This window comes from Moraxella haemolytica (assembly GCF_030177935.1).
In the GTDB taxonomy this organism is placed as follows: Bacteria; Pseudomonadota; Gammaproteobacteria; order Pseudomonadales; family Moraxellaceae; genus Moraxella; species Moraxella haemolytica.
In genome coordinates this window covers 2,102,499-2,123,211 of sequence record NZ_CP089974.1, presented here as the reverse complement: position 1 = coordinate 2,123,211, position 20,713 = coordinate 2,102,499, and the positions used below count along the sequence as shown (strand labels likewise).

Here is a 20,713-nt window from a genome sequence, read left to right as displayed (position 1 = left end):
CTTTGAACAATCCTCAAAACAAAAATGCCTAAAAGTCTGTTTATTTTAAAAATATTAAACAAACCTTTAAAAAAATATTAATTAAGAAAAAATAATTAATATATTAATTTTTATTAATTAATAAAGAAAAATCTAGGTATTAAGCAAATTTTGGTGAAATATTAGCATACTTTTACCAAAATTCAAATATAAATTTTCTGTGGATAACTTTATGGAAAATATTGTGGATAACTAAAAATACTGTTTTTCCCACATATTCTCAACACTTAATATACAATTTTTTCCACAAGTTAAATTAATGATTTTTATTATTTTTTCTTAGTTATCAACATAATTATATCTGCTTTATTATTACCATTATTATCTCTATAATATAATAACAGAGAAAATTAAAATCTGTGGATAACTTTTTTATTAATCACAATCAAAGCCTTGCTATTATTACACATTAACCTACCAAAACATAGTTCAGCTCTTCAAATTTTGTGCTATGCTACAAATACACAAAAAAATATTATGATTGCATAATGATGTTTTTATAAGAGAAACCTGCTTTACTCTAAGCATGAAGTTTTATAACAACAAACCCATTTGAATTTAAAAAAACAACATATCTTGACAAGCAATTTTATTTTTGATAAAATTTCTGCGTTTTTTGCCTTATTTGGCTAAATGACAGTTTGAGACGGCCACAGTTGTTAAGCTGCGGCATATACAGTATTCACTATTTCAGGCTTCTGCAGAGCTTAGTGATTCTAATTAACCTTAAGGTGTAACATGAAACGTACTTTTCAACCAAGTGTTCTAAAACGCAAGCGTACCCACGGTTTCCGTGCTCGTATGGCTACTAAAAAAGGCCGCCAAGTTTTGGCTCGCCGCCGTGCTAAAGGTCGTCATCGTTTGACCGTATAAGCAACCACGCACTAAAAAGCACCACCTTGTTGGTGCTTTTTTTATTTACCATTTTTTGATATTCCTATATACTGATATTTTTTTCTTTAAGCATGATTATATGACCATTGAGTTGTTTTCTTTTACTAAAAATCATCGATTACTGCAGCCTACTGAATTTAAGTTGGTGTTTGATGCTCCCATAAAAAAGATCCATAGCAAACACTGCATTGTGTTTATTAAACCCAATCAAAAAAACACACCCAGATTAGGACTTGCTATTACTAAGAAAAAAGTTAAGCAGGCTGTGCTTCGCAATAAAATCAAACGCTGTACCAGAGAAGTGTTTCGTTTGAATCAGCATTGCATTGGTGATATAGATTTAGTTCTTATTGTTAAGATTAGCTTAACAAAAGAAGTAGATATTTATGCTGAGATAGCAGAGATTTTTGAGAAAATTAAGAGCTTGTATCCAAAATCTTATTTATAGAATATTTTTATAAATAATGATTGGTATGGATTAATCATTAAAAATGTTGTGCTAAGTCTGTCATGATAAAAAAAGTGCTAATTGGATTGATTTGGTTTTATCAAAAGGCCATCAGTCCTCTGATGTCTGCTCGCTGTCGCTATTATCCAAGTTGCTCGCACTATGGTAGGTGGGCGATTTTGTGGCATGGGACTTGGGCAGGATTGCCTTTGGTGGCTAAACGCATTTTAAGTTGTCATCCCTTGGGTGGCTCTGGTATAGACTTTGTGCCTGTGCCAATGTCTGTGTATCACTATCGGTATGTCGGCAGTAAATCAAATCATTCTGGTATTGGGGTATTTACTGATGATTTTGATTATGTTGGTAGATTAAATCACTTGATGCGAACCACTTAGTCTGCCAGCTTTTTAAGAATTTTCTAGGTTTTTGGCGTAAATTTTAGTAAAATAAAGGGTTTACTCACAATTTATTCATAAAATGTTGTCAAGGTGCGTCTTTTTGTGTCGCCCAAACGCATTATTAGGAACGATTCCATGCAAAAGATTCTGCGGATTTTAATCATCATTGCCATCTTAATCACAACCTATTTGCTTGTGTTGGCTTGGCGAGATGACTTAATGAATATACCAAAAGCCCCTTCTGTGCCAACACAGTCAAGCGTGGCTGATGTCCCTGCCGTCAGCAGTGGAGATGTGCCAGTGGCAGCAGGGCAAACGGCTGATGTCCCTGCATCTACTGCAAGTACTGCCAATCTCATTAGCGTCTCAACTGACCGCTATGACATTCGTATCAATCCTGTGGGTGGCGACATCGTTTATGCCGCCCTTAAACAGTACAACGAAACACTAGATAGCAAAGAGTATTTCACCTTACTTGAGTCAAATGCTCGCACTTATGTGGCACAGTCTGGCTTGATTGGCAAAGATGGCATTGATACAGCATCAGGTCGTGCAACTTATACCAGTCCTAAGACGCATTATGAGTTAGATGGTTTGGGTGAGCTAAGAGTACCATTAACTTACCAAAAAGATGGTTTGACCATTACCAAGACCTACACTTTTAAGTCGGGCGAGTATCCAATTAAACTAAGTTATAATATTAACAATGCTTCTGCTGCAGCGTGGCAAGGTCAGATGTATGCACAATTAAAGCGTGATGATAGTGCTGACCCTGGTGTTGAGAACAAAGGCATGATGGGTATGGCAACTTATTTGGGCGGTGCTTGGGGTACGCCTGATGAGCCATATAATAAGCTTAAATTTGGCAAATTTAATGATGGCGAATTAAACATCACCAGCAAAGATGGCTGGGTGGGTATTGTTCAGCATTATTTTGTCTCAGCATGGACGCCTGGTGAGTTTGATGGGCAATTTTATAGCCGAACCAGTGGACAGGATCATTTTATTGGTTTTAATAGCCCTATGGTCAATGTGGCATCAGGCAAGCAAATCACTTTGGATGCAACTTTGTATGCAGGTCCAAAGGTACAAAAAGAGCTTGCTCCTGTGGCGGTTGGTCTTGAAAAGACGGTGGATTATGGCTTGCTTTGGCCAATTTCTAAGACTTTATTTGCGATACTAGAAGCACTTCATAAAGTGCTTGGTAATTGGGGTTGGGCGATTATTGGCTTAACCATTTTGGTAAAAATTGCTCTATTTTGGCTGTCGAATAAAAGTTATGTATCCATGGCAAAAATGCGAGCCATTGCCCCAAAACTACAAGCCCTAAAAGAAAAGCACGGTGATGACCGCATGGCGATGAGCCAAGAGATGATGCAGTTGTATCGTGACGAGAAGGTAAATCCAATGGCGGGTTGTTTGCCAATTTTGCTACAAATGCCGATTTTTCTAGGTTTGTACTGGTGTTTGGTAGAGTCTGTGGAACTTCGCCACGCCCCTTGGATTTTATGGATTAAAGATTTGTCAGCAATGGATCCATGGTTTATTTTGCCTATCATCATGGGTGCGACCATGTTCATTCAGCAGTTGTTAAATCCGCAACCAACCGACCCCATGCAAGCAAAAATGATGAAAATCATGCCGCTTATCTTTGCTGCATTCATGCTGTTTTTCCCAGCGGGCTTGGTGCTTTACTGGACGGTAAATAACTTGTTTAGTATGGCACATCAGCACTGGGTGAATAAGCGTGTTGGAAAAGAGATGCAATCTAACGCTTAATTGGTGCTTATACTTATAGCAATCCCGCCTTTTGGCGGGATTGCTTATTTTGTGTTATGCCTTTTTTTATAAAAATGTTACAATAAACAATCTAAAATTTGAGTATTATCATGTCATCAGCTAGCACCATACAGCAGCCAACCATCGCCGCCATTGCCACACCTATTGGTCAAGGTGGGGTAGGTGTTATTCGTCTATCAGGCAAGAGTGCCTATGATATTGGTTGTCAGATCAGTCAAAAAGCCGCTTTGAAACCCCGCCATGCGTATTTTGCTAAGTTCATGGGTGAGCATGGATTGATTGATGAAGGGGTGGTTATTTATTTTAAAGCACCACATTCGTTCACAGGTGAGGATGTGGTGGAGATTCAAGGGCATGGTGGCATTGTGTTACAAAATCTGCTGTTATCTCGCTGTTTTGAGTTGGGGGCAAGGCAGGCGGTAGCGGGCGAGTTTTCCATGCGTGCTTTTGAAAATGATAAGATTGACTTGGTGCAAGCAGAGGCAATCAGTGATGCTATCAGTGCTACTTCTATCGCTCAAGCGACCAGTGCGATTCGTTCTTTATCTGGTGAATTTTCCAATAAAATCAATGACTTGCTAGAAAACCTAACCACGCTCCGCTTGTATGTAGAGGCCAGTATTGATTTTCCTGACGAGGAGGATGTGGATTTTTTGTCAGATGGTGTAATTGAGTCAAGGATTGATGAAATCTTGAGGAAACTTGAGTTGATTTTATCAACAGCTGAACAAGGTCAGTTGCTTCGAGACGGTGTTCATGTGGTGCTTGCAGGTAAGCCTAATGCAGGCAAATCTAGCCTACTTAATCGCTTAGCAGGTACAGAGCGTGCCATCGTAACTGACATCGCAGGTACGACCCGAGATACGCTAGAAGAGCAGTTAAATCTAGATGGGTTGATGGTGCATCTGATAGACACTGCAGGATTAAGGCATACCGAAGATAAGGTAGAGCAGATTGGTATTCGCCGTGCCAAAGAGGCGATTGGTCAAGCAGATGTGCTACTTATGGTGTATGATGTGGTGTTAGAGAGCGATCCTGTTGCGTTGGCTCGCACGCTGTTTGATACAGATGACTTTGATTTGATTGCTAAAAAGTTAATGATGGTTGCTAATAAGTCAGACTTGTTGAATGGCATTCAGATTCCACATGAAACATTGGAAGTTGGCGAATGTATCATTTCTCCAACTTATGTTTCATGTGAAACAGGTGGGGGTATTGATGAGCTTGTGGTTCAGCTAAAGCAAAAAGTAGGATTTCATCCACCGGAAAATAGCTTAATTGCTCGTACCAGACATCTTGACGCTTTAAAGCGTGCCAAAGATCATGTTCTAGATGCCAAGGAGCAATTAACAGTGTTTTTTGCTGGTGAGTTGGTGGCGGAGAGTCTAAGGTTATCACAGCAGGCATTGGGCGAGATTACCGGTCAAATGACAGCAGATGAATTATTGGGTAAGATTTTTTCAAGTTTTTGTATTGGTAAATAAAAAAAGGTGGGTTTGTGCATTGTCCTTATTGTGGTGTGGTAGATACCAAAGTGATAGATTCTAGGCTTGCTGCAGAGGGTTCTCAGGTGAGACGGCGGCGACAATGTGCTGAATGCGGGGAGCGGTTTACGACTTTTGAGGTGGTTGAGGTGGTTATGCCACGCATCATCAAAGCAAATGGGCGTATTGAACCATACGATCAAAACAAATTGAAGCGTTCCATTTTTCTGCCCCTGCAAAAACGCCCAATCATGACCGAAGAGATTGACGCCACCATCAGCCGTATTGAACAAAAAATACGCAATATGGGAGAGAGGGAGGTGTCTAGTAAGATACTAGGCGAGGTGGTGATGTTGGAGTTGAAATCGTTAGATGATGTTGCTTATGTGCGTTTTGCCAGTATTTATCGAGATTTTCAAGATATTGCTGCATTTCAGGCGGAGCTTGCTAATATCCATGCTGATGTCATAACTAAAAAGTAATGAGATAATACCCGTGAATTTATCAAGTTTACCAATAAATAAAGCAAAAATAGCATTTCATTCAGATGATGTGTATTACATGAATTTGGCAATTGAAGAGGCAAAAAAAGGGCAATTTACTGCCAGACCCAACCCTATAGTTGGCTGTATTCTTATTAAGAATAACTTAATAATAGGCAGAGGGTTCCACCCACAAACTGGATTGTCTCATGCTGAGGTTTTTGCCTTACAAGATGCTCAAAATTGCGGTGCTGATGTACAAGGAGCGACTGCCTATGTAACGCTTGAGCCGTGCAGTCATACAGGTCGAACGCCACCTTGTGCTGATGCACTTATCCGATCAGGGGTGTCTAAGGTAGTGGTTGCTTGTCTTGATGCTAACCCTTTGGTGTCAGGGAGAGGTGTTCATAGGTTGGAGCAGGCGGGCATTGAGGTTGTTGTGGGTGTTTGTGAGCAGGCTGCCCATGAGCTCAATCGTGGGTTTTTAAAAGCAATGCAAACTGGCAAACCTTATGTCCGCCTAAAGATGGCCATGAGCCTAGATGGTCGGATAGCCATGCAAGATGGTGAATCAAAGTGGATTGCAGGTGCAGAAGCCAGAGAAGATGTGCAATTACTAAGAGCAAAAAGCGGTGCCATCATCACAGGTTCTGGCACCATCATCGCTGATAATCCTGCTTTGTCGGTGCGATCATCTCGCTTGGGTGTACCAATGGATAACATTGTGCAGCCAAAAGTTGCGATACTTGATAGGCGTGGCAGGTTGCATGCCAACAGCCCCTATCAAGTATTTGACCGTGCAGATACTATGATTTGGCGTGAAGGGCTTGATGAGCTACTTGATGAGTTGGCGATGTCTGAATGCCGTGATGTCTTGGTGGAGGCAGGTGGTGGGTTGGCAGGGGCTTTTATTGCACAAGATTTGGTTGATGAGTTGATTATTTATCAAGCACCTTGCATCTTAGGTAGTGGTGCGAAGGCGGGGTTTGAGTTGACGCTTGAGCGACTCTCAGCACAAAAACGATTTGATTTGGTTGAATATCAAAAAATCGGTCAAGACTTAAAAATAGTACTAAGACGCAGTTAGAATGGGTTTTGGGATTGTATGAAATCTTAAAAATTAAGTTATCCACAGTATAAATTCATTGATTTTATTCAAGGATTCTTTTATTTATATATAAAATATTTGCTGTGGATAACTTTGCATTGATCTATGTTTATTTGGTATTTTTTTATTTAACTTATTGATTTTTATTGATAAATAATTTTGTTTTTTACAAAATTTGTCTTGTGGATAAGTTTTTAATAGAATGTTGTTGTCAATAAAATGTATGTGCTCGCAGTTGGGTTATCCACAGGTTTATGTGTTTAAAATTTGACTTGATTTCTTGGTTTAAGATTGGTAGTGATAAAGAGGGTGGAATGATTAAGGCGGAAAGATGTTTACAGGAATCATAGAAACAACTGGTGTACTAAGTGCTATTACTCCGATAGGTGGAGATGTTCGATTGGTTATTCATGCTCCTAATTTGGATTTTAGCGATGTGAAATTGGGCGATTCTATTGCATCTAATGGCATTTGCTTGACGGTAGTGGCGGTTGATGGCGATAGTTATGCGGTTGATGTTTCACGGGAAACATTGTCCATGACAGCACTAAATGACTGGAAAGTTGGCGACACAGTAAATCTAGAAAAAGCAATGCTTCCAACCACTCGTTTTGGGGGGCATATCGTGGCAGGTCATGTTGATGGTGTGGGCAAAATCGCAAAAATCGCCAAAGATGCTCGCTCAATTTATATAGAGGTTGCTATACCTGCTGAACTTATGAAATATACAGCCGATAAAGGCTCTATCACGGTAGATGGCATTAGCCTGACCACCAACCGCATCAAGCCTGCTGAAAATATTGTCTGCCTAAATATCATTCCGCATACTGCAGACATGACAAATATTGCTCGCCATTGGACGGTGGGTCGAGCGGTGAATATTGAAGTGGATTTGGTGGCGCGCTATCTGGAGCGACTTATTGGCATAAAATCAAATACAACCCAAAGCAACATTACTGAAGAGCTGCTAATTAAAAGCGGGTTTTTTAGGTAGTTTATCAAGTTTTATCATCACTGATAAAGATGCAGTTGCTAAGGTAAGTGATTAAACAACATTATATAAATAAAACATAGATAAAGTATGCTCAAAGGACAGGTATGACCGATAAAAAATTACGCTTGGTGTTTGCAGGAACGCCTGAATTTGCTAAAGTTGCTCTACAGACTTTGCTTGATAACCAAGATGCTCTTAATATTGACATCGTGGCGGTTTATACACAGCCTGACCGCAAGGCAGGTCGTGGACAAAAATTGACCACAAGCCCTGTTAAACAATTGGCATTATTGCATGATATCCCTGCGGAGCAACCGCAGAGTTTTAGTTTAAAGAGTGAGCAAGGCTTGGTTTCACGTGAAACATTGGCGAGCTATCAGCCTGATGTCATGGTTGTTGCTGCATATGGGTTGATATTACCATTGGGTGTGCTAAATATGCCAACCTATGGTTGCCTAAATATTCATGCTTCGCTACTGCCCAAATGGCGTGGTGCAGCTCCAATTCATCGAGCGATTTTGGCAGGTGATAAGACAACAGGTATTACCATCATGCAGATGGCGTTGGGACTAGATACAGGCGATATGTTGCATAAGGTAGAATGTGCAATCAGCGATATTGACACAACCCAAAGTCTGCATGATAAGTTGGCTGACCTTGGCGGACAGGCGATTGTTTCGGTGCTAAAAAATCTCAAAGATTATCAGCACAATGCCAAAGCTCAAGATGATATGCTTTCTAGCTATGCCGAAAAAATCACCACTGATGAGGGGCGGGTTGATTGGACAAGCTCTGCCGAGCAGATCAATCGCCAGATTCGCAGTTTAAATGCCTATACCTTTATGAATGGCGAACGCATCAAAATTGTTGAGTGTTTGCCCATTAAACATGACCAGACTACCACAGCACCTGTTGGTACAATCGTCAGTGTTGGGCGAAAAGCGATTTTAATCGCTTGTGGGACTGCTGATAATGGTGAACAACATCTGATTAATATTACCAAAATGCAATGGGCGGGGGGTAAGCCATTGACCGCTGAGCAAATTGCAGTGGGCGATAAGTTGCAAGATGGGTGGATGTTTGATTGAGAATATGCCAAAATTTAAAAAAATAATTTAAAAAGATGATTAAAAGCGATTTATATGAATAAACAACCATCGGTGCGCGCTAATGTTATCGCCACTCTTGAAAAAATCCATCAGGGACAATCGTTGTCATCATTGCTTGACGAGCTATTAAATGCCACTCAAGATAATGAGCGAGGCTTTGCTCATGAGTTATTGTTGGGTACGCTACGCCAGTGGCACGCCATCAGTCGTATTGGTGAAAGTCTAATAAAGATACCGCCCAGCGATGTTAGCATCACTTGTGCGTTGAACATGGGGATTTATGAGCTTATCTACATGAGTACGCCTGCCTATGCGGTCATCAATGAAACTTTAAATGCTGTTAAAGAACTTGACAAGAGTTATGGCGTGGGTTTGATTAATGCCATTTTAAGAAAAGTGGCTACAAGTCCTGAAAAGTTTGCCAAAAAAATCAATAAAAACCACAGCTTACCCAACTGGCTTGCCAAGCAATTAAAGAGCGATTGGGGGGTGTATTATGAGCCAATCGGACAATCTTTGCGTCAGGTAGCCCCTGTATTTTTAAGGGTCAATCCAAAGTATATCACGCTTGATGAATACGCCAAAAAGTTGGCAGATGCTAGCATTGCTTATGATATCCTGCCTTTGGGGGTTGGTGATGAATGCGTAATTAAACTGGTTGATGGCGTTAGAATCGCTCAGTTACCAAACTTTACTGATGGTTATGTCAGTGTGCAGGATCGCCATGCTCAGTTGTGTGGGCATATCTTGTCAACACTAAACTTGCCTGATGAGTTAAAAGTTTTGGATGCTTGTACTGCCCCTGGCGGTAAGCTGGCACAGCTACTTGAGCTGAGCGGTGTAGGTAAGTTTCATGTGAAACGCATCGTTGCTTTGGATAATGACGAAAAACGCCTAAGTAGGGTGCATGACAACCTACTTCGCTTATCGCTGACAGATGGTGTTCAGGTCATCTATGCTGATGGGCGAACCTATCAGAGTGATACGCCTTTTGATATGATTGTGCTAGACGCACCATGTACTGCCACAGGGGTAATTCGTAGGCATCCTGATATTGCCCTGCTTAGAGATGAGCAAGATATTGTGCAAACGGTGCAGTTGCAAGCCCAAATCTTAGCCAATTTATGGCAAAACTTAAAGGTTGGTGGCTACCTTTTGTATGTTACTTGCTCGCTGTTAAAAGCTGAAAACGAATACCAATTATCAAACTTTTTAAATGCACACTCAGATGCCAAAGTGGTGGATTTTGATTTGACCTTGCCCAATCAGATTAAGCAAAGTATTGGCTATCAATGTTTGCCTTTTGACAATGATGATGGCGATGGGTTTTATTATGGTTTATTACAAAAAATAGCCGTGTAGCATTATTGTCTTTGTATTTTTTATGTATAAATTATTACATAAACTGGGCGTGGATTATGCTAAAATTTAGTGATTTGTTGTGATGAGATGGGAGAATAATGAAATATATCAGTACTCGTGGGCAGACTGCCCCTATGTCCTTTAGTGATGTACTACTCATGGGGCTTGCACCCGATGGTGGTCTGATGTTGCCTGAATGCTATCCACAGGTTGATCGTGCGACTTTGGATGCTTGGCGACAGTTATCGTATCCTGAGTTGGCATTAGAAATCATGAGTTTATTTGCCACCGACATTCCTTGTGAAGAGTTGCAGGCACTTATTAACAAGACCTACACCAAAGCGGTGTTTAACAGTGATGATATCACACCTGTTACCCATCTGTATGATGAGTTGTATTTACTTGAGTTGTCGAACGGTCCAACCCTCGCTTTTAAAGATATGGCGATGCAGTTTTTGGGCAATGTCTTTGAGTATGTACTGGCAAAAAAAGGTGAACGCCTAACCATCATTGGGGCGACATCGGGCGATACAGGCTCGGCTGCTGAATATGCTTTGCGTGGTAAAGAAAATATTCAGGTATTTATGATGTCTCCGCATGGCAAGATGAGTGCCTTTCAGCGTGCCCAAATGTATAGCCTAGATGATGACAATATCCATAACATTGCCATCGAAGGAATGTTTGATGATTGTCAAGATATCGTCAAGGCACTGCAAGAAGATGCTGATTTTAAGGCAAAATATAGCCTAGGTACGGTTAATTCCATTAATTGGGGTCGTATTCTGGCTCAAATTGTCTATTACTTTAAAGGTTATTTTGGGGCGACGACCAACAATGACGAAACGGTGAGTTTCTGTGTGCCGTCTGGCAACTTTGGCAACATCTGTGCTGGACACATTGCTCGTGAGATGGGTCTACCGATTGACCGTCTGATTGTGGCGACCAACGAAAATGATGTGTTAAATGAATTTTTTAATACAGGTAATTATGCCCCACGCAAGGCGGATGAGACTTATGTTACATCAAGCCCATCAATGGATATCTCAAAAGCATCAAACTTTGAACGCTTTATCTATCTACTCTTGGATAAAGATGCTAATCGGGTAAGTCAGCTATTTGGTGATGTGAAGATTGGCAAGGGGTTTGAATTGTCTGAGCATCTGACTGATATTCAAGATAAATTTGGGTTTGTTGCTGGTAAATCCACCCATGCTGACCGCCTGACCACCATTAAGGAGGTGTATGCCAAGGTGGATCGTCTGATTGACCCTCACACTGCAGATGGCGTAAAAGTTGCTCTTGAGCTACAAAAAGCGAGCGAGCGTATTGTTGTTGCTGAGACGGCATTGCCAATTAAGTTTGAAGAGACGATGACTGAGGCATTAGGTCAGGTAACTCTACCAAGACCCATTCATACGGTTGGTTTAGAGGACAAGCCCCAGTTTGTAACAGTACTTGCTAATCGCTCTGAACTGGTTGCTAAAGAAATTGAGCGATTTGTTTTGGCTCGTTGATTATTGATGAGTTGGGGTGAATGATTGGTAAACAGCCATGCTCTTTGGGTTTGGCTGTTTTTTCAAAATGGTTATTTATAAGCATTGTTATTTTTAAAGGGTGGTATGACTTATCAAAATTTAAATAGTCATGAGGCGGTGTTGGCATTATGGTATATTGTCAATACCTCACTGTCGTCTTATTATAAGCTGATCGATGCTTATGATGATGCACACACAGCTTTGCTTGCGACAAAAGAAGCATGGCAGTCGCTGTCCATTCATGTTGCTCATCTAAAGCGATTTGAAGACAGTAGTGATGTACTTGCCTTTGTTGGTCGGGTGTATGATGAGGTGTCTCGTGGGGCATATGGACTATTGTTTATGGATGATGACGATTATCCTGAGCAATTACAAACCATCTACGACCCGCCACCTGTGTTATTTTATCGAGGGGAGGTTGCACGCCTAACAGATAGGCAGATTGCTATCGTTGGTAGCCGAAATCCGACCGAACATGCCCGAAAAATCACCTTTGATTTGGCACAGTATTTGGTGCAATCTGGTTTTAGTATTACCAGTGGTCTGGCACAGGGTGTGGACCGTGAGGCACATCTGGGGGCACTAAGTCAAGATAAGCTAAAAGGCTGTACCATCGGTGTGATGGGTACAGGCATTGATGTGTGCTACCCAAAAAACCATAATGCTTTGTTTGCTCAAATCATCGCACAAGGTGGCGTGCTGATTACTGAACTTTTACCAAGCACGCCTGCTAGTAAACATACCTTTCCACGCCGCAACCGATTGGTAGCAGGTCTGTCATTGGCAACGGTGGTTACCGAAGCTGCCCTACAAAGTGGTTCGCTGATTACTGCACGCCTAACCGCTGAACAAGGTAAACAGGTATTTGCTGTGCCAAGTTATATTGATAATAAGAATGCAGAAGGTTGTCATCATCTGATTCGTGAGGGGGCAACACTGATTTATCATCCTGACCAAATCATTGAAGATGTCTGTGGCGGTATGCCATACAATGCCTTACCCAAATCATTCTCTAAAGGTGTATCGGCTTTTATTGATGCCACGACTGACACCAGTCAAGAAACAGCGGGGCGACAGACGCAGACATCAGCCATCACATCAGAAATACCATCACACTTATCATCACTGATGCAGTGTATAGAACTTACACCTAAAGATTTAGATACTTTGGTTGCACAGACAGGCATGGATATAGGTATGCTATTGGCACAGCTTGTAGAACTAGAACTGCTTGGATTGATTACAAGTGTTGGAGGTCGTTATGGGCGAGTATAGAGTCTTTGAGATGGATGATAGCGAGGCGGTGGCAACATTCTTAAAGTCAGGCGGTGTGCTTGCCTATCCAAGCGAGAGTGTGTGGGGGCTTGGTTGCGATGCGTATCATCAGCAGGCGATAGAGCGGATTTTTAGGCTAAAGGTTCGTTCAGAGCATAAAGGTCTGATTGTGCTGACAGATGGTGTGGAGAAGTTGTCGCCTTTGTTGGCGGAATTACCCCAAAAGATGCAAGATATGCTCATGACAGACATAAGGCAACGATACAATTCGTTTGATGTTCGCACTGCCACGCAAGCTCAGACTTGGCTAATGCCTGTGGCAACATCGGCTGGCTTGCCCTGCGTACTGACGGGTGGTTTTGATACTTTGGCGGTGAGGGTAACGCATCACCCTGTACTAGCAGGGATTTGCCAAGCGTTGACTGATGTGAATAATCCTTATGGTTTTTTGGTATCAACCAGCTGTAACTTAAGCGGTCAACCATCTGCCACCACACTACAGGAGGCGATGGCGTATTTTGGGCATCAGGTGGGTTATTTAAACGCAAAGAGTTTGGGTTTTGGTAGTCCTAGTCAGATCGTTGATATTAAGACAGGTAAAATTTTGCGATGATTTAACCGTCACTCCATTTATCAAACATATAATCCATCATTATTGATGGATTTGTTAAATCATTTATGGTGTTGTGTTATTACACTTCTATGATATTAATGATATAATATTTCTATTTTTCTGATATGGAGTTTTTGATGGTAAAAAATGCGTTGCATCTGTCAGTGGGGGCGGTTTTGTTTGGCTGTAGTATGAGTGCGTTCGCTGATGAGGTGTTGCCTATACCGTCCATACCATCTGCACTGCCTGAGGTGCTATTAGATACGCTGGTGGTTGAATTGCCTACAGCAAGGGTGGATGCCACCCCTTTTGGTGGTGCCAAAAAGATAAGTGATGTGGTTGTTAACAAAGAAACACTGCAAACCAAACCCACCACGCTAGGCGATGCTTTAGATGGGGAGCTTGGTATTCATTCCAACCAGTTTGGTGGCGGTGCATCTGCCCCCATCATTCGTGGACAAGAAGGAAAACGCATTACCATCTTGCAAAATAACGCTGATGTCATTGATATGGCACACCTATCACCTGACCATGCAGTGATGGTGGATACAACTTTAGCACGGCGTGCTGAGGTGGTGCGTGGGGTTAGTACTTTGTTATATAAGTCTGGCAATTCGGCAGGTGTGGTAAATGTTGTGGATAATAAAATTCCACGCACTCTACCTGCCAAGCCCATTGATGCCGAAGCGAGCGTTCGCTTTAACACAGGCAATAACGAAAAGCTAGTAACGGGTGGATTGACTACCCAGCTTGGCAGTAATTTTGCCTTACATGTTGAGGGGCTACATAAGACTTCGAGCGACTACGCCACGCCTGACTATATTCATCAGAGCTTTGATTCTTTGAAGGATTTGGATAATTATGTAGCCGCTCCCAATCGCCTTGCTAGCTTGAATGCTGAATATGAGGTATTCAAACAGGGTAAAAAACTACACTGGCGTGATGAGAATCACTACATTCGCTCCGATCGGGATTATCTAGAACAAAAAGAGCAGTATGAATCGCATCTAAATGCCGTTAAAGAAACTCGCCTTGATCATCTGCCACACAGCTGGGCAGACTCAAAGTCGGGCAGCGTTGGCATATCTTGGGTGGGTGAGACTGGATTTTTGGGGGCGTCAGTTAGTGAGCGAAAGGATAAGTATGGCTTGCCTGCACATAACCACCTGTACGAAGGTTGTGGTGTGATTTCTACCTTTGATGCCATTCGCACCAAGCCTTACTTGGCAAGATACCCACAGCTCATCAATGCTGATGATATTAACTATATCAATCCACGCCCTGACTGTGGCAAGCACATTCATAATCATAGCGGTTCTCAGCATGGCTCGCATGGTGTGGTTGCGGAACACGAAAAGGTTGGCAACCCATATATTGACTTAACCACTCGCCGTTATGATGTGCGTGGCGAATGGCAGAACCCAACGCCACTCATTAATAAAGTTCGCATCAATGCAGGCGTGGTGGACTATCAGCATGATGAAAAAGAAGGTGGCGTCATCAATACTTCTTTTAAGAATAAAGGCAAGACTGCACGGCTTGAGTTGACGCATCGCCCAACAGACCGCTTTAGTGCTTTTTGGGGTGTGCAATACATCAAACAGGATAACAGCGGACTATCACCGCAGACAGAGTGGCGAAAATTGCCACTACTTACGCACAACACTTTAACCAATCAAAGTTTGTTTGGCGTGGGACAATATAAACTGGGTAATGTTGAGCTAGAATTGGGCGGGCGTACCGAAAAACAGACAGTAGCGATGGACTATGACATTGACTATATCAAAGATAGAATCAAGAATCATCGTCTCGTGGCTCTAAAAGGCGAGGCGTTGGACAAAGCCATCAATGATGCGATTGATACAACCAAACCGCATGAAAGCCATGCCAATTCGTATGGCGTGGGTGTGCATTGGAGATTTTTGCCAAATTATCGTCTGTCTTTTAACGCTTCTTACCAAGAGCGATTACCAAATGCTCAGGAGTTATACACGCATGGTATGCATCTGGCGACAAATTCTTTTGAGATTGGTAATCGCAACTTAACCAAAGAGCAGTCAAAAAGTTATGAATTAAGCCTTGATTTTAAGGGCGAGAAGTTTGATTATCAAGTATCAGGATATCTGTATGACTTTGATAATTATATCTACCTGCACACCATTAACGAATATCTAGGTACGGCCAAAGTTAATCATCCGCTACACCTACGCATCAACCGCTATGATCAGTCGCCAGCCAGATTTTATGGCGTGGAAGCGAAAGTTGGCTATCGATTCTCACCGAATTATTATGGCTCGATTTTTGGGGATTATGTGCATGGTAGGCTGCATGATTTAGCACCGATTGTCAGTCGCTATGAGCCAGCAGGATTTTTTGGCAAAGAAATCAAAGAATATACCAAACCCAACGACCGCTACACGCCACGCCTGCCACCGATGCGAGTAGGGGCAAAAGTTGAGGCCGAATTTAATGAAAGCTGGTCGGGGGGTGTTGAATATGTACGAACCTTTAAGCAGACCAAGACTTCAGGTTTTGAAAATGCTACAAAAGGGCATCATTTGCTAAATTTAGGGCTAAATTATCAAGGCAATCAAGGCGATGTGGATTATTCGGTATTCTTTAAAGCAAATAACCTACTGAATCAAAAAATCTATGCTCACGAGACTTTTTTGCCAAACATTCCACAGATGGGTCGTAATTTTAGCATTGGGGCGATCTTTAAGTTCTAAGGTTGTGGTTAATAAGTTAATTAGCATGAATAAAAAGATGGGTGTGATACCCATCTTTTTATTTTAAAAAACAGCTTAATTAATCTACAGATTGGTTTTGTTATTAAGTGCGTTTGGTAAAAAACTCATAAATGAACAATACGATGATTGCACCAATCACCGACAGCACCAAACCGCCAAATCCACCGTTCGCTTGGATGCCAAATGCACTGGCAATAAAGCCACCGACAGCTGCACCAACAATACCTAAAATAATGGTTAAAATCCAACCCATGCTATCAGCACCTGGCTTGATTGCACGAGCTAATAAACCTACCACAAGTCCAGCAATAATTGACCCAATCATCTTTTTCTCCTCAATTTTGTGTTTTAAGATTTTGCAAAACCTTTAAGATTTTTAAAAAATTTTTTACAACCTTGAGATTTATTATACAAGATTATGTGAGCTTGTGCTGTGATCTATAAGATGGATTTGTATAGAGTTTGTGGCTTAAAAAACCATCTTTATCCATAGAGCAACCAAACAGTTATTTTATGTGAATCATTCACCACCCGTATCATCTAGGGGCAGAGACCGACTCAACAATATTTAAATCAAAGCCTGAGACATTAAATTTGGCAGGGCTTGATAGCAGTCGCATATCTTGAACACCCAAGAGTTTTAAAATCTGAGCACCCACACCAATACTGCGGTAAGGCTCTTGGGATTGATGTATGCTACTATTGACTTTGCATTTATCCAAAGCATCACTTAGGTTTAGTGGACTGCCATCGTCAATCCATACAAACACGCCTCGCTCGCTGTTTCCGATTTCTTGTAGGGCTTCACGGATTGTCCAACCTGTCTTACCTGTGGTGTCATCACTTGCACCCAATAGGTCTCGTAGTGGGTTTAGACTGTGTACTCTTACGGTACTAACACCGCTTGATGGGTCGCCTTTGGTGAGAGCAAGGTGAATTTCGTTAGCACCATATTCTTGGAAGCGATGCAAGGTGAATTGTCCAAATTCGCTATCAAAATCCTGTGAATCAATAAGCTCAACTGTCTGCTCATTCGTCATGCGATAGTGAATCAAGTCAGCAATCGTGCCAATCTTTAATCCATGCTCTACCGCAAAGACTTCAAGGTCGGCACGACGAGCCATCTCACCGTCCTCTTTGATGATTTCGCAGATGACCGCAGATGGCTCAAGCCCTGCTAGGCGAGCCAAATCGCAACCTGCTTCGGTATGTCCTGCTCTGTGCAATACACCACCTTTTTTGGCAACGATAGGGAAAATATGTCCCGGACTGACGATGTCGGTTGGCTTGGCATAAGGTGCAATGGCTTTTTGGATTGTCAAAGCACGGTCGGCTGCTGAAATGCCTGTAGTAACCCCTGTGGCAGCCTCAATGGATACAGTAAAGTTGGTGCTAAATTTGGCACCGTTTTTACCGCTCATCAGCCCAAGATTGAGTTGGTTGGCTCGCTCTTCGGTGATGGTTAGGCATACCAAGCCTCGTGCGTGCTTGATCATGAAGTTGATGGCTTCAGGTGTGATGTGGCTTGATGCGATGACAAGATCGCCTTCGTTTTCACGGTCTTTATCATCCATTAAGATGACCATTTTGCCTGCTTTGATGTCTTCGATGATTTCTTGGGCGGTATTTAGAGTCATGAGAATCTGCCTGATTTACTGATGATTTATTAAATATGGGGGTGATCTGGGTTTTATAAAGAGTGATTTGTAGATTTTTGTATTTTGGTTTTTATTTACCAAAAATATAGGGTCGGGTGGCAAACCATGCAACACCAACATTTACCACCATGAGTGCTAGCAAGGCAGTAAGTGGCATTTGCCAATCTTGATAATAATTAAATAGCTTACCAAGCATGAGCGGTCCAAAAAATGCAATGGAATAACCGACTGCCTGCACCATGCCAGAGACATCTCGTGCGGTATCGCTGTCGTATGTGCGAAGTGAGAACATCATGAGTGATAGTGTAAAAATAGATGCCGCTCCTAGTCCCATTGATAGCGACCACAGATGCAAGTATCTAGGTAGCCAAATTAGACCTGCTACGCCAATCGTGTTCAATACCGCTGCTATCATTGCCACCATACGCACAGGTACACCACGATTAACCAACCAAGTTAATCCGATGATGGTAAAAGGGGCGGCTATTTGAAAGGTCAAAGCAAGCTGAGTGGCATCTTCAAGGATAAGCCCTTTGGCAACGCCAATCATTGGCAAAAAAGTCGCCAAACCGTAAAACAACATTGACTGAATGCCCATAAATACCGCCAAAACCCATGCGTTGATATCCTTCCATGCGTTAAATCTTAATTTGTCTTGATTGGTAGCTAAGGTGTTAGGTGGTAATAATGCCGACCTTAATGATGAGTAGCGAGCAATGATGAGCCATACGATGAGCGTTGCCATACCAACGAACGCCCATAGACCCATGCCAATCCGCCAACCAACAGCGTGTGTGATGGGCAGTACCGCCCATGCGATAATCCCCGCAAACACTGACATACATAGGCTAAGTAGCCCTGTCATTAAGGCGATGTGATTTGGGGCGTGTTTTTTGATGATGGGAGCACCAAGTGTATTAACAAAACCAATGGCAATCGCCATCATCGCCGTTCCCATGAAAAATAGCGATGACTCATCAAGCACACGCACAAGCAGGCTTAGGGTAATCAGCCCAATCATTGATACTAGTGTCATCTCAAGACCAAATCGCTTGGCGATATAAGGTGATAGCAGTGATCCTAAGGCAAATGCAGGCATTGGTAAAGCTCCAAGCCAACCAATCATGTCGTCATTAAGCCCTAAAGCATCTTTTAAGATGGGTGCAACCGAGCCTAGCATCACGATGGGTGCTCGCATATTGATGGCGAGCAGTACCAATGCTATGGCAAGAAAGGCGATGGGAATGGCTTTGGCTGATGATGGCTTTGGCTGTTGTTTCACGTGAAACAATCCTTGTGGCTGCTGAATAAAACGAACTTTATATGCGTGTTTGGCGATAAAGTATCTGGTACATATTTAGTTGTATGGGTGTTATTTGTTGGGTTGGTATTATTCTATCACATATTGAGCGTGCTGGTGTTGGGAGGTTGTGATTGTAAGCCAAACACCCAAATGACTAAATTGTCTTATTGGGTCTTTACGCTTGCCCTTTTAGCCACTTGATAAAAGCAAAACTTGCCTGCTCTTTTTGGTTATCCGCAAATTGATAAAAGCATTTACCCATAAGGTGATCGGGTAGATACTGCTGTGGATAATAATGATTGGTATAATCATGCGGATAAACATAGTCAATGCCGTAACCTGCTTTTTTCATCAGTTCGGTTACGCCATTTCTAAGGTGAAGTGGTACAGGCGAACTGTCGTTTTTGACGAAGGCAAGGGCTTCATTCATTGCTTTATAGGTGCTGTTGGACTTAGGCGAGGTGGCAAGATAAACGGCTACTTGGGCAAGAATGATTCTTGACTCTGGCATACCAATAGACCGCACTGAACGCAAGGCGGTATCAGCAAGCAGTAAGGCATTGGGATTGGCAAGCCCGATGTCTTCAGAAGCTAAAATGACCAAACGGCGAGCAATAAATGCAGGGTCTTCGCCAGCACTTAGCATCCGAGCAAGCCAATAGATACTAGCATCCGCATCCGAACCACGCACCGATTTGATGAAGGCGGAGATGATATCATAGTGCATATCGCCTGCTCTGTCATAGCGAGGTAGCACGGTTTGGGCGATATTTTGTAGTAGGGTATCGTCTATGATTAGTTGGTTGTTGTCCGAGTTTTGACAAGCGATTTCTAATAAATTTAATACCTTACGAGCATCTCCATTAGCAAGATATGCGATGTCTGCAAGGTTGCCTTGCACCGTGAAGTGTTTTAGCACCTTATCAATCGCCAACGCTCTTTGTAGCACTTTGACCAGTTCGTCTGCTGTCAGTGGCTCTAAATGATAAACCTGACAACGAGACAGCAGGGCATTATTGATACTAAAAGACGGGTTTTCAGTGGTTGCACCGATGAGTGTGATTTTGCCAGACTCTACCGCTCCAAGCAGGGCGTCTTGTTGGGATTTGTTAAAGCGATGAATTTCGTCAATAAAAAGCACAGGTGAGCCAAAATCTAGACCGCCAACTGTACTTTTATCACTGTCTATCAGTTCACGAAGTTCTTTGACGGTCAAGTCAAGAGCGGATAGTAAATGAAATTCACGCCCAATCGCATTGGCAAGCATTCTTGCTAAGGTTGTCTTACCAATGCCTGCTTCACCATACAAAATCAAGCTTGGTAGATGGCGGTTTTTGACCATTTGGGCAATGGGGGCATTCTCGCCCAGTAGGTGCGTTTGACCGACAATGTCGGCGAGCGTGCGTGGGCGAACTCGCTCGGCAAGGGGGGTGGTGGGGGTGCTTGTCATGAAATTTGTCT

General features: G+C 42.3%; 18 protein-coding genes. 14 read left to right on the top strand and 4 right to left on the bottom strand.

Annotation, left to right across the window (positions count from 1 at the left end):
• The first annotated feature begins 777 nt into the window (after nt 1-777).
• The 14 genes from rpmH to LU276_RS09925 all read left to right on the top strand — a co-directional run bounded on the left by rpmH (nt 778) and on the right by LU276_RS09925 (nt 16,270).
• Entirely contained in the window at nt 778-912 is a 135-nt protein-coding gene (gene rpmH / locus LU276_RS09990; RefSeq protein WP_003662232.1) for a 50S ribosomal protein L34, read from the top strand.
• A gap of 100 nt (nt 913-1,012) precedes the next feature.
• Nucleotides 1,013-1,381 carry a ribonuclease P protein component gene (gene rnpA, locus LU276_RS09985; RefSeq protein WP_284673681.1) on the top strand — a complete coding sequence of 123 codons (369 nt, stop codon included), beginning with the start codon at nt 1,013-1,015 and terminating at the stop codon, nt 1,379-1,381.
• A gap of 62 nt (nt 1,382-1,443) precedes the next feature.
• Nucleotides 1,444-1,776 carry a membrane protein insertion efficiency factor YidD gene (yidD, locus tag LU276_RS09980; RefSeq protein ID WP_284673680.1) on the top strand — a complete coding sequence of 111 codons (333 nt, stop codon included), beginning with the start codon at nt 1,444-1,446 and terminating at the stop codon, nt 1,774-1,776.
• 138 nt (nt 1,777-1,914) lie between these two features.
• Nucleotides 1,915-3,558: a membrane protein insertase YidC gene (yidC, locus tag LU276_RS09975; RefSeq protein WP_284673679.1), complete on the top strand. Its 1,644-nt coding sequence runs from the start codon at nt 1,915-1,917 to the stop codon at nt 3,556-3,558.
• Between the two features lie 110 nt (nt 3,559-3,668).
• Nucleotides 3,669-5,063, top strand: a complete 1,395-nt coding sequence (gene mnmE / locus LU276_RS09970; protein ID WP_284673678.1) for a tRNA uridine-5-carboxymethylaminomethyl(34) synthesis GTPase MnmE — start codon at nt 3,669-3,671, stop codon at nt 5,061-5,063.
• A gap of 14 nt (nt 5,064-5,077) precedes the next feature.
• Nucleotides 5,078-5,545: a transcriptional regulator NrdR gene (gene nrdR, locus LU276_RS09965; RefSeq protein WP_284673677.1), complete on the top strand. Its 468-nt coding sequence runs from the start codon at nt 5,078-5,080 to the stop codon at nt 5,543-5,545.
• A 49-nt stretch (nt 5,546-5,594) separates the two neighbouring features.
• Nucleotides 5,595-6,632 carry a bifunctional diaminohydroxyphosphoribosylaminopyrimidine deaminase/5-amino-6-(5-phosphoribosylamino)uracil reductase RibD gene (gene ribD, locus LU276_RS09960; protein WP_284674639.1) on the top strand — a complete coding sequence of 346 codons (1,038 nt, stop codon included), beginning with the start codon at nt 5,595-5,597 and terminating at the stop codon, nt 6,630-6,632.
• Nucleotides 6,633-6,984: 352 nt separating this feature from the next.
• The gene (locus tag LU276_RS09955; RefSeq protein ID WP_284673676.1) at nt 6,985-7,647 is read left to right on the top strand and encodes a riboflavin synthase; all 663 of its coding nucleotides are present in this window, start codon (nt 6,985-6,987) and stop codon (nt 7,645-7,647) included.
• Nucleotides 7,648-7,751: 104 nt separating this feature from the next.
• Nucleotides 7,752-8,735 (top strand): methionyl-tRNA formyltransferase, encoded by a 984-nt coding sequence (gene fmt / locus LU276_RS09950; RefSeq protein ID WP_284673675.1) that lies wholly within the window; start codon nt 7,752-7,754, stop codon nt 8,733-8,735.
• A 54-nt stretch (nt 8,736-8,789) separates the two neighbouring features.
• A complete protein-coding gene (gene rsmB, locus LU276_RS09945) occupies nt 8,790-10,118 on the top strand; it encodes a 16S rRNA (cytosine(967)-C(5))-methyltransferase RsmB (protein WP_284673674.1) in 1,329 nt (442 codons plus the stop codon).
• Between the two features lie 98 nt (nt 10,119-10,216).
• Nucleotides 10,217-11,632, top strand: a complete 1,416-nt coding sequence (thrC, locus tag LU276_RS09940) for a threonine synthase (RefSeq protein WP_284673673.1) — start codon at nt 10,217-10,219, stop codon at nt 11,630-11,632.
• Between the two features lie 105 nt (nt 11,633-11,737).
• Nucleotides 11,738-12,928 (top strand): DNA-processing protein DprA, encoded by a 1,191-nt coding sequence (dprA, locus tag LU276_RS09935; RefSeq protein ID WP_284673672.1) that lies wholly within the window; start codon nt 11,738-11,740, stop codon nt 12,926-12,928.
• Nucleotides 12,915-13,541 (top strand): L-threonylcarbamoyladenylate synthase, encoded by a 627-nt coding sequence (locus tag LU276_RS09930; RefSeq protein ID WP_284673671.1) that lies wholly within the window; start codon nt 12,915-12,917, stop codon nt 13,539-13,541. The genes dprA and LU276_RS09930 overlap by 14 nt, the downstream gene beginning before the upstream one ends.
• 137 nt (nt 13,542-13,678) lie before the next feature.
• Nucleotides 13,679-16,270, top strand: coding sequence for a TonB-dependent receptor (locus LU276_RS09925; protein WP_284673670.1), 2,592 nt, complete (start codon nt 13,679-13,681; stop codon nt 16,268-16,270).
• A 103-nt stretch (nt 16,271-16,373) separates the two neighbouring features.
• Here the strand turns inward: LU276_RS09925 and LU276_RS09920 are convergent, their stop codons facing one another.
• The 4 genes from LU276_RS09920 to LU276_RS09905 all read right to left on the bottom strand — a co-directional run bounded on the left by LU276_RS09920 (nt 16,374) and on the right by LU276_RS09905 (nt 20,702).
• Nucleotides 16,374-16,616: a GlsB/YeaQ/YmgE family stress response membrane protein gene (locus tag LU276_RS09920; protein ID WP_284673669.1), complete on the bottom strand. Its 243-nt coding sequence runs from the start codon at nt 16,614-16,616 to the stop codon at nt 16,374-16,376.
• A gap of 211 nt (nt 16,617-16,827) precedes the next feature.
• Nucleotides 16,828-17,928: a 3,4-dihydroxy-2-butanone-4-phosphate synthase gene (gene ribB, locus LU276_RS09915; protein ID WP_284673668.1), complete on the bottom strand. Its 1,101-nt coding sequence runs from the start codon at nt 17,926-17,928 to the stop codon at nt 16,828-16,830.
• 91 nt (nt 17,929-18,019) lie between these two features.
• The gene (locus tag LU276_RS09910; protein ID WP_284673667.1) at nt 18,020-19,231 is read right to left on the bottom strand and encodes an MFS transporter; all 1,212 of its coding nucleotides are present in this window, start codon (nt 19,229-19,231) and stop codon (nt 18,020-18,022) included.
• 196 nt (nt 19,232-19,427) lie between these two features.
• Nucleotides 19,428-20,702: a replication-associated recombination protein A gene (locus LU276_RS09905; RefSeq protein WP_284673666.1), complete on the bottom strand. Its 1,275-nt coding sequence runs from the start codon at nt 20,700-20,702 to the stop codon at nt 19,428-19,430.
• Between the last annotated feature and the right edge of the window lie 11 nt (nt 20,703-20,713).

What these genes read in the sequence shown, in the direction of transcription:
- rpmH (WP_003662232.1), top strand. Translation starts at nt 778, where the DNA reads ATGAAACGTACTTTTCAACCAAGTGTTCTAAAACGCAAGCGTACCCAC.
- rnpA (WP_284673681.1), top strand. Translation starts at nt 1,013, where the DNA reads ATGACCATTGAGTTGTTTTCTTTTACTAAAAATCATCGATTACTGCAG.
- yidD (WP_284673680.1), top strand. Translation starts at nt 1,444, where the DNA reads ATGATAAAAAAAGTGCTAATTGGATTGATTTGGTTTTATCAAAAGGCC.
- yidC (WP_284673679.1), top strand. Translation starts at nt 1,915, where the DNA reads ATGCAAAAGATTCTGCGGATTTTAATCATCATTGCCATCTTAATCACA.
- mnmE (WP_284673678.1), top strand. Translation starts at nt 3,669, where the DNA reads ATGTCATCAGCTAGCACCATACAGCAGCCAACCATCGCCGCCATTGCC.
- LU276_RS09955 (WP_284673676.1), top strand. Translation starts at nt 6,985, where the DNA reads ATGTTTACAGGAATCATAGAAACAACTGGTGTACTAAGTGCTATTACT.
- fmt (WP_284673675.1), top strand. Translation starts at nt 7,752, where the DNA reads ATGACCGATAAAAAATTACGCTTGGTGTTTGCAGGAACGCCTGAATTT.
- rsmB (WP_284673674.1), top strand. Translation starts at nt 8,790, where the DNA reads ATGAATAAACAACCATCGGTGCGCGCTAATGTTATCGCCACTCTTGAA.
- thrC (WP_284673673.1), top strand. Translation starts at nt 10,217, where the DNA reads ATGAAATATATCAGTACTCGTGGGCAGACTGCCCCTATGTCCTTTAGT.
- dprA (WP_284673672.1), top strand. Translation starts at nt 11,738, where the DNA reads ATGACTTATCAAAATTTAAATAGTCATGAGGCGGTGTTGGCATTATGG.
- LU276_RS09930 (WP_284673671.1), top strand. Translation starts at nt 12,915, where the DNA reads ATGGGCGAGTATAGAGTCTTTGAGATGGATGATAGCGAGGCGGTGGCA.
- LU276_RS09925 (WP_284673670.1), top strand. Translation starts at nt 13,679, where the DNA reads ATGGTAAAAAATGCGTTGCATCTGTCAGTGGGGGCGGTTTTGTTTGGC.
- LU276_RS09920 (WP_284673669.1), bottom strand. Translation starts at nt 16,616, where the DNA reads ATGATTGGGTCAATTATTGCTGGACTTGTGGTAGGTTTATTAGCTCGT.
- ribB (WP_284673668.1), bottom strand. Translation starts at nt 17,928, where the DNA reads ATGACTCTAAATACCGCCCAAGAAATCATCGAAGACATCAAAGCAGGC.
- LU276_RS09905 (WP_284673666.1), bottom strand. Translation starts at nt 20,702, where the DNA reads ATGACAAGCACCCCCACCACCCCCCTTGCCGAGCGAGTTCGCCCACGC.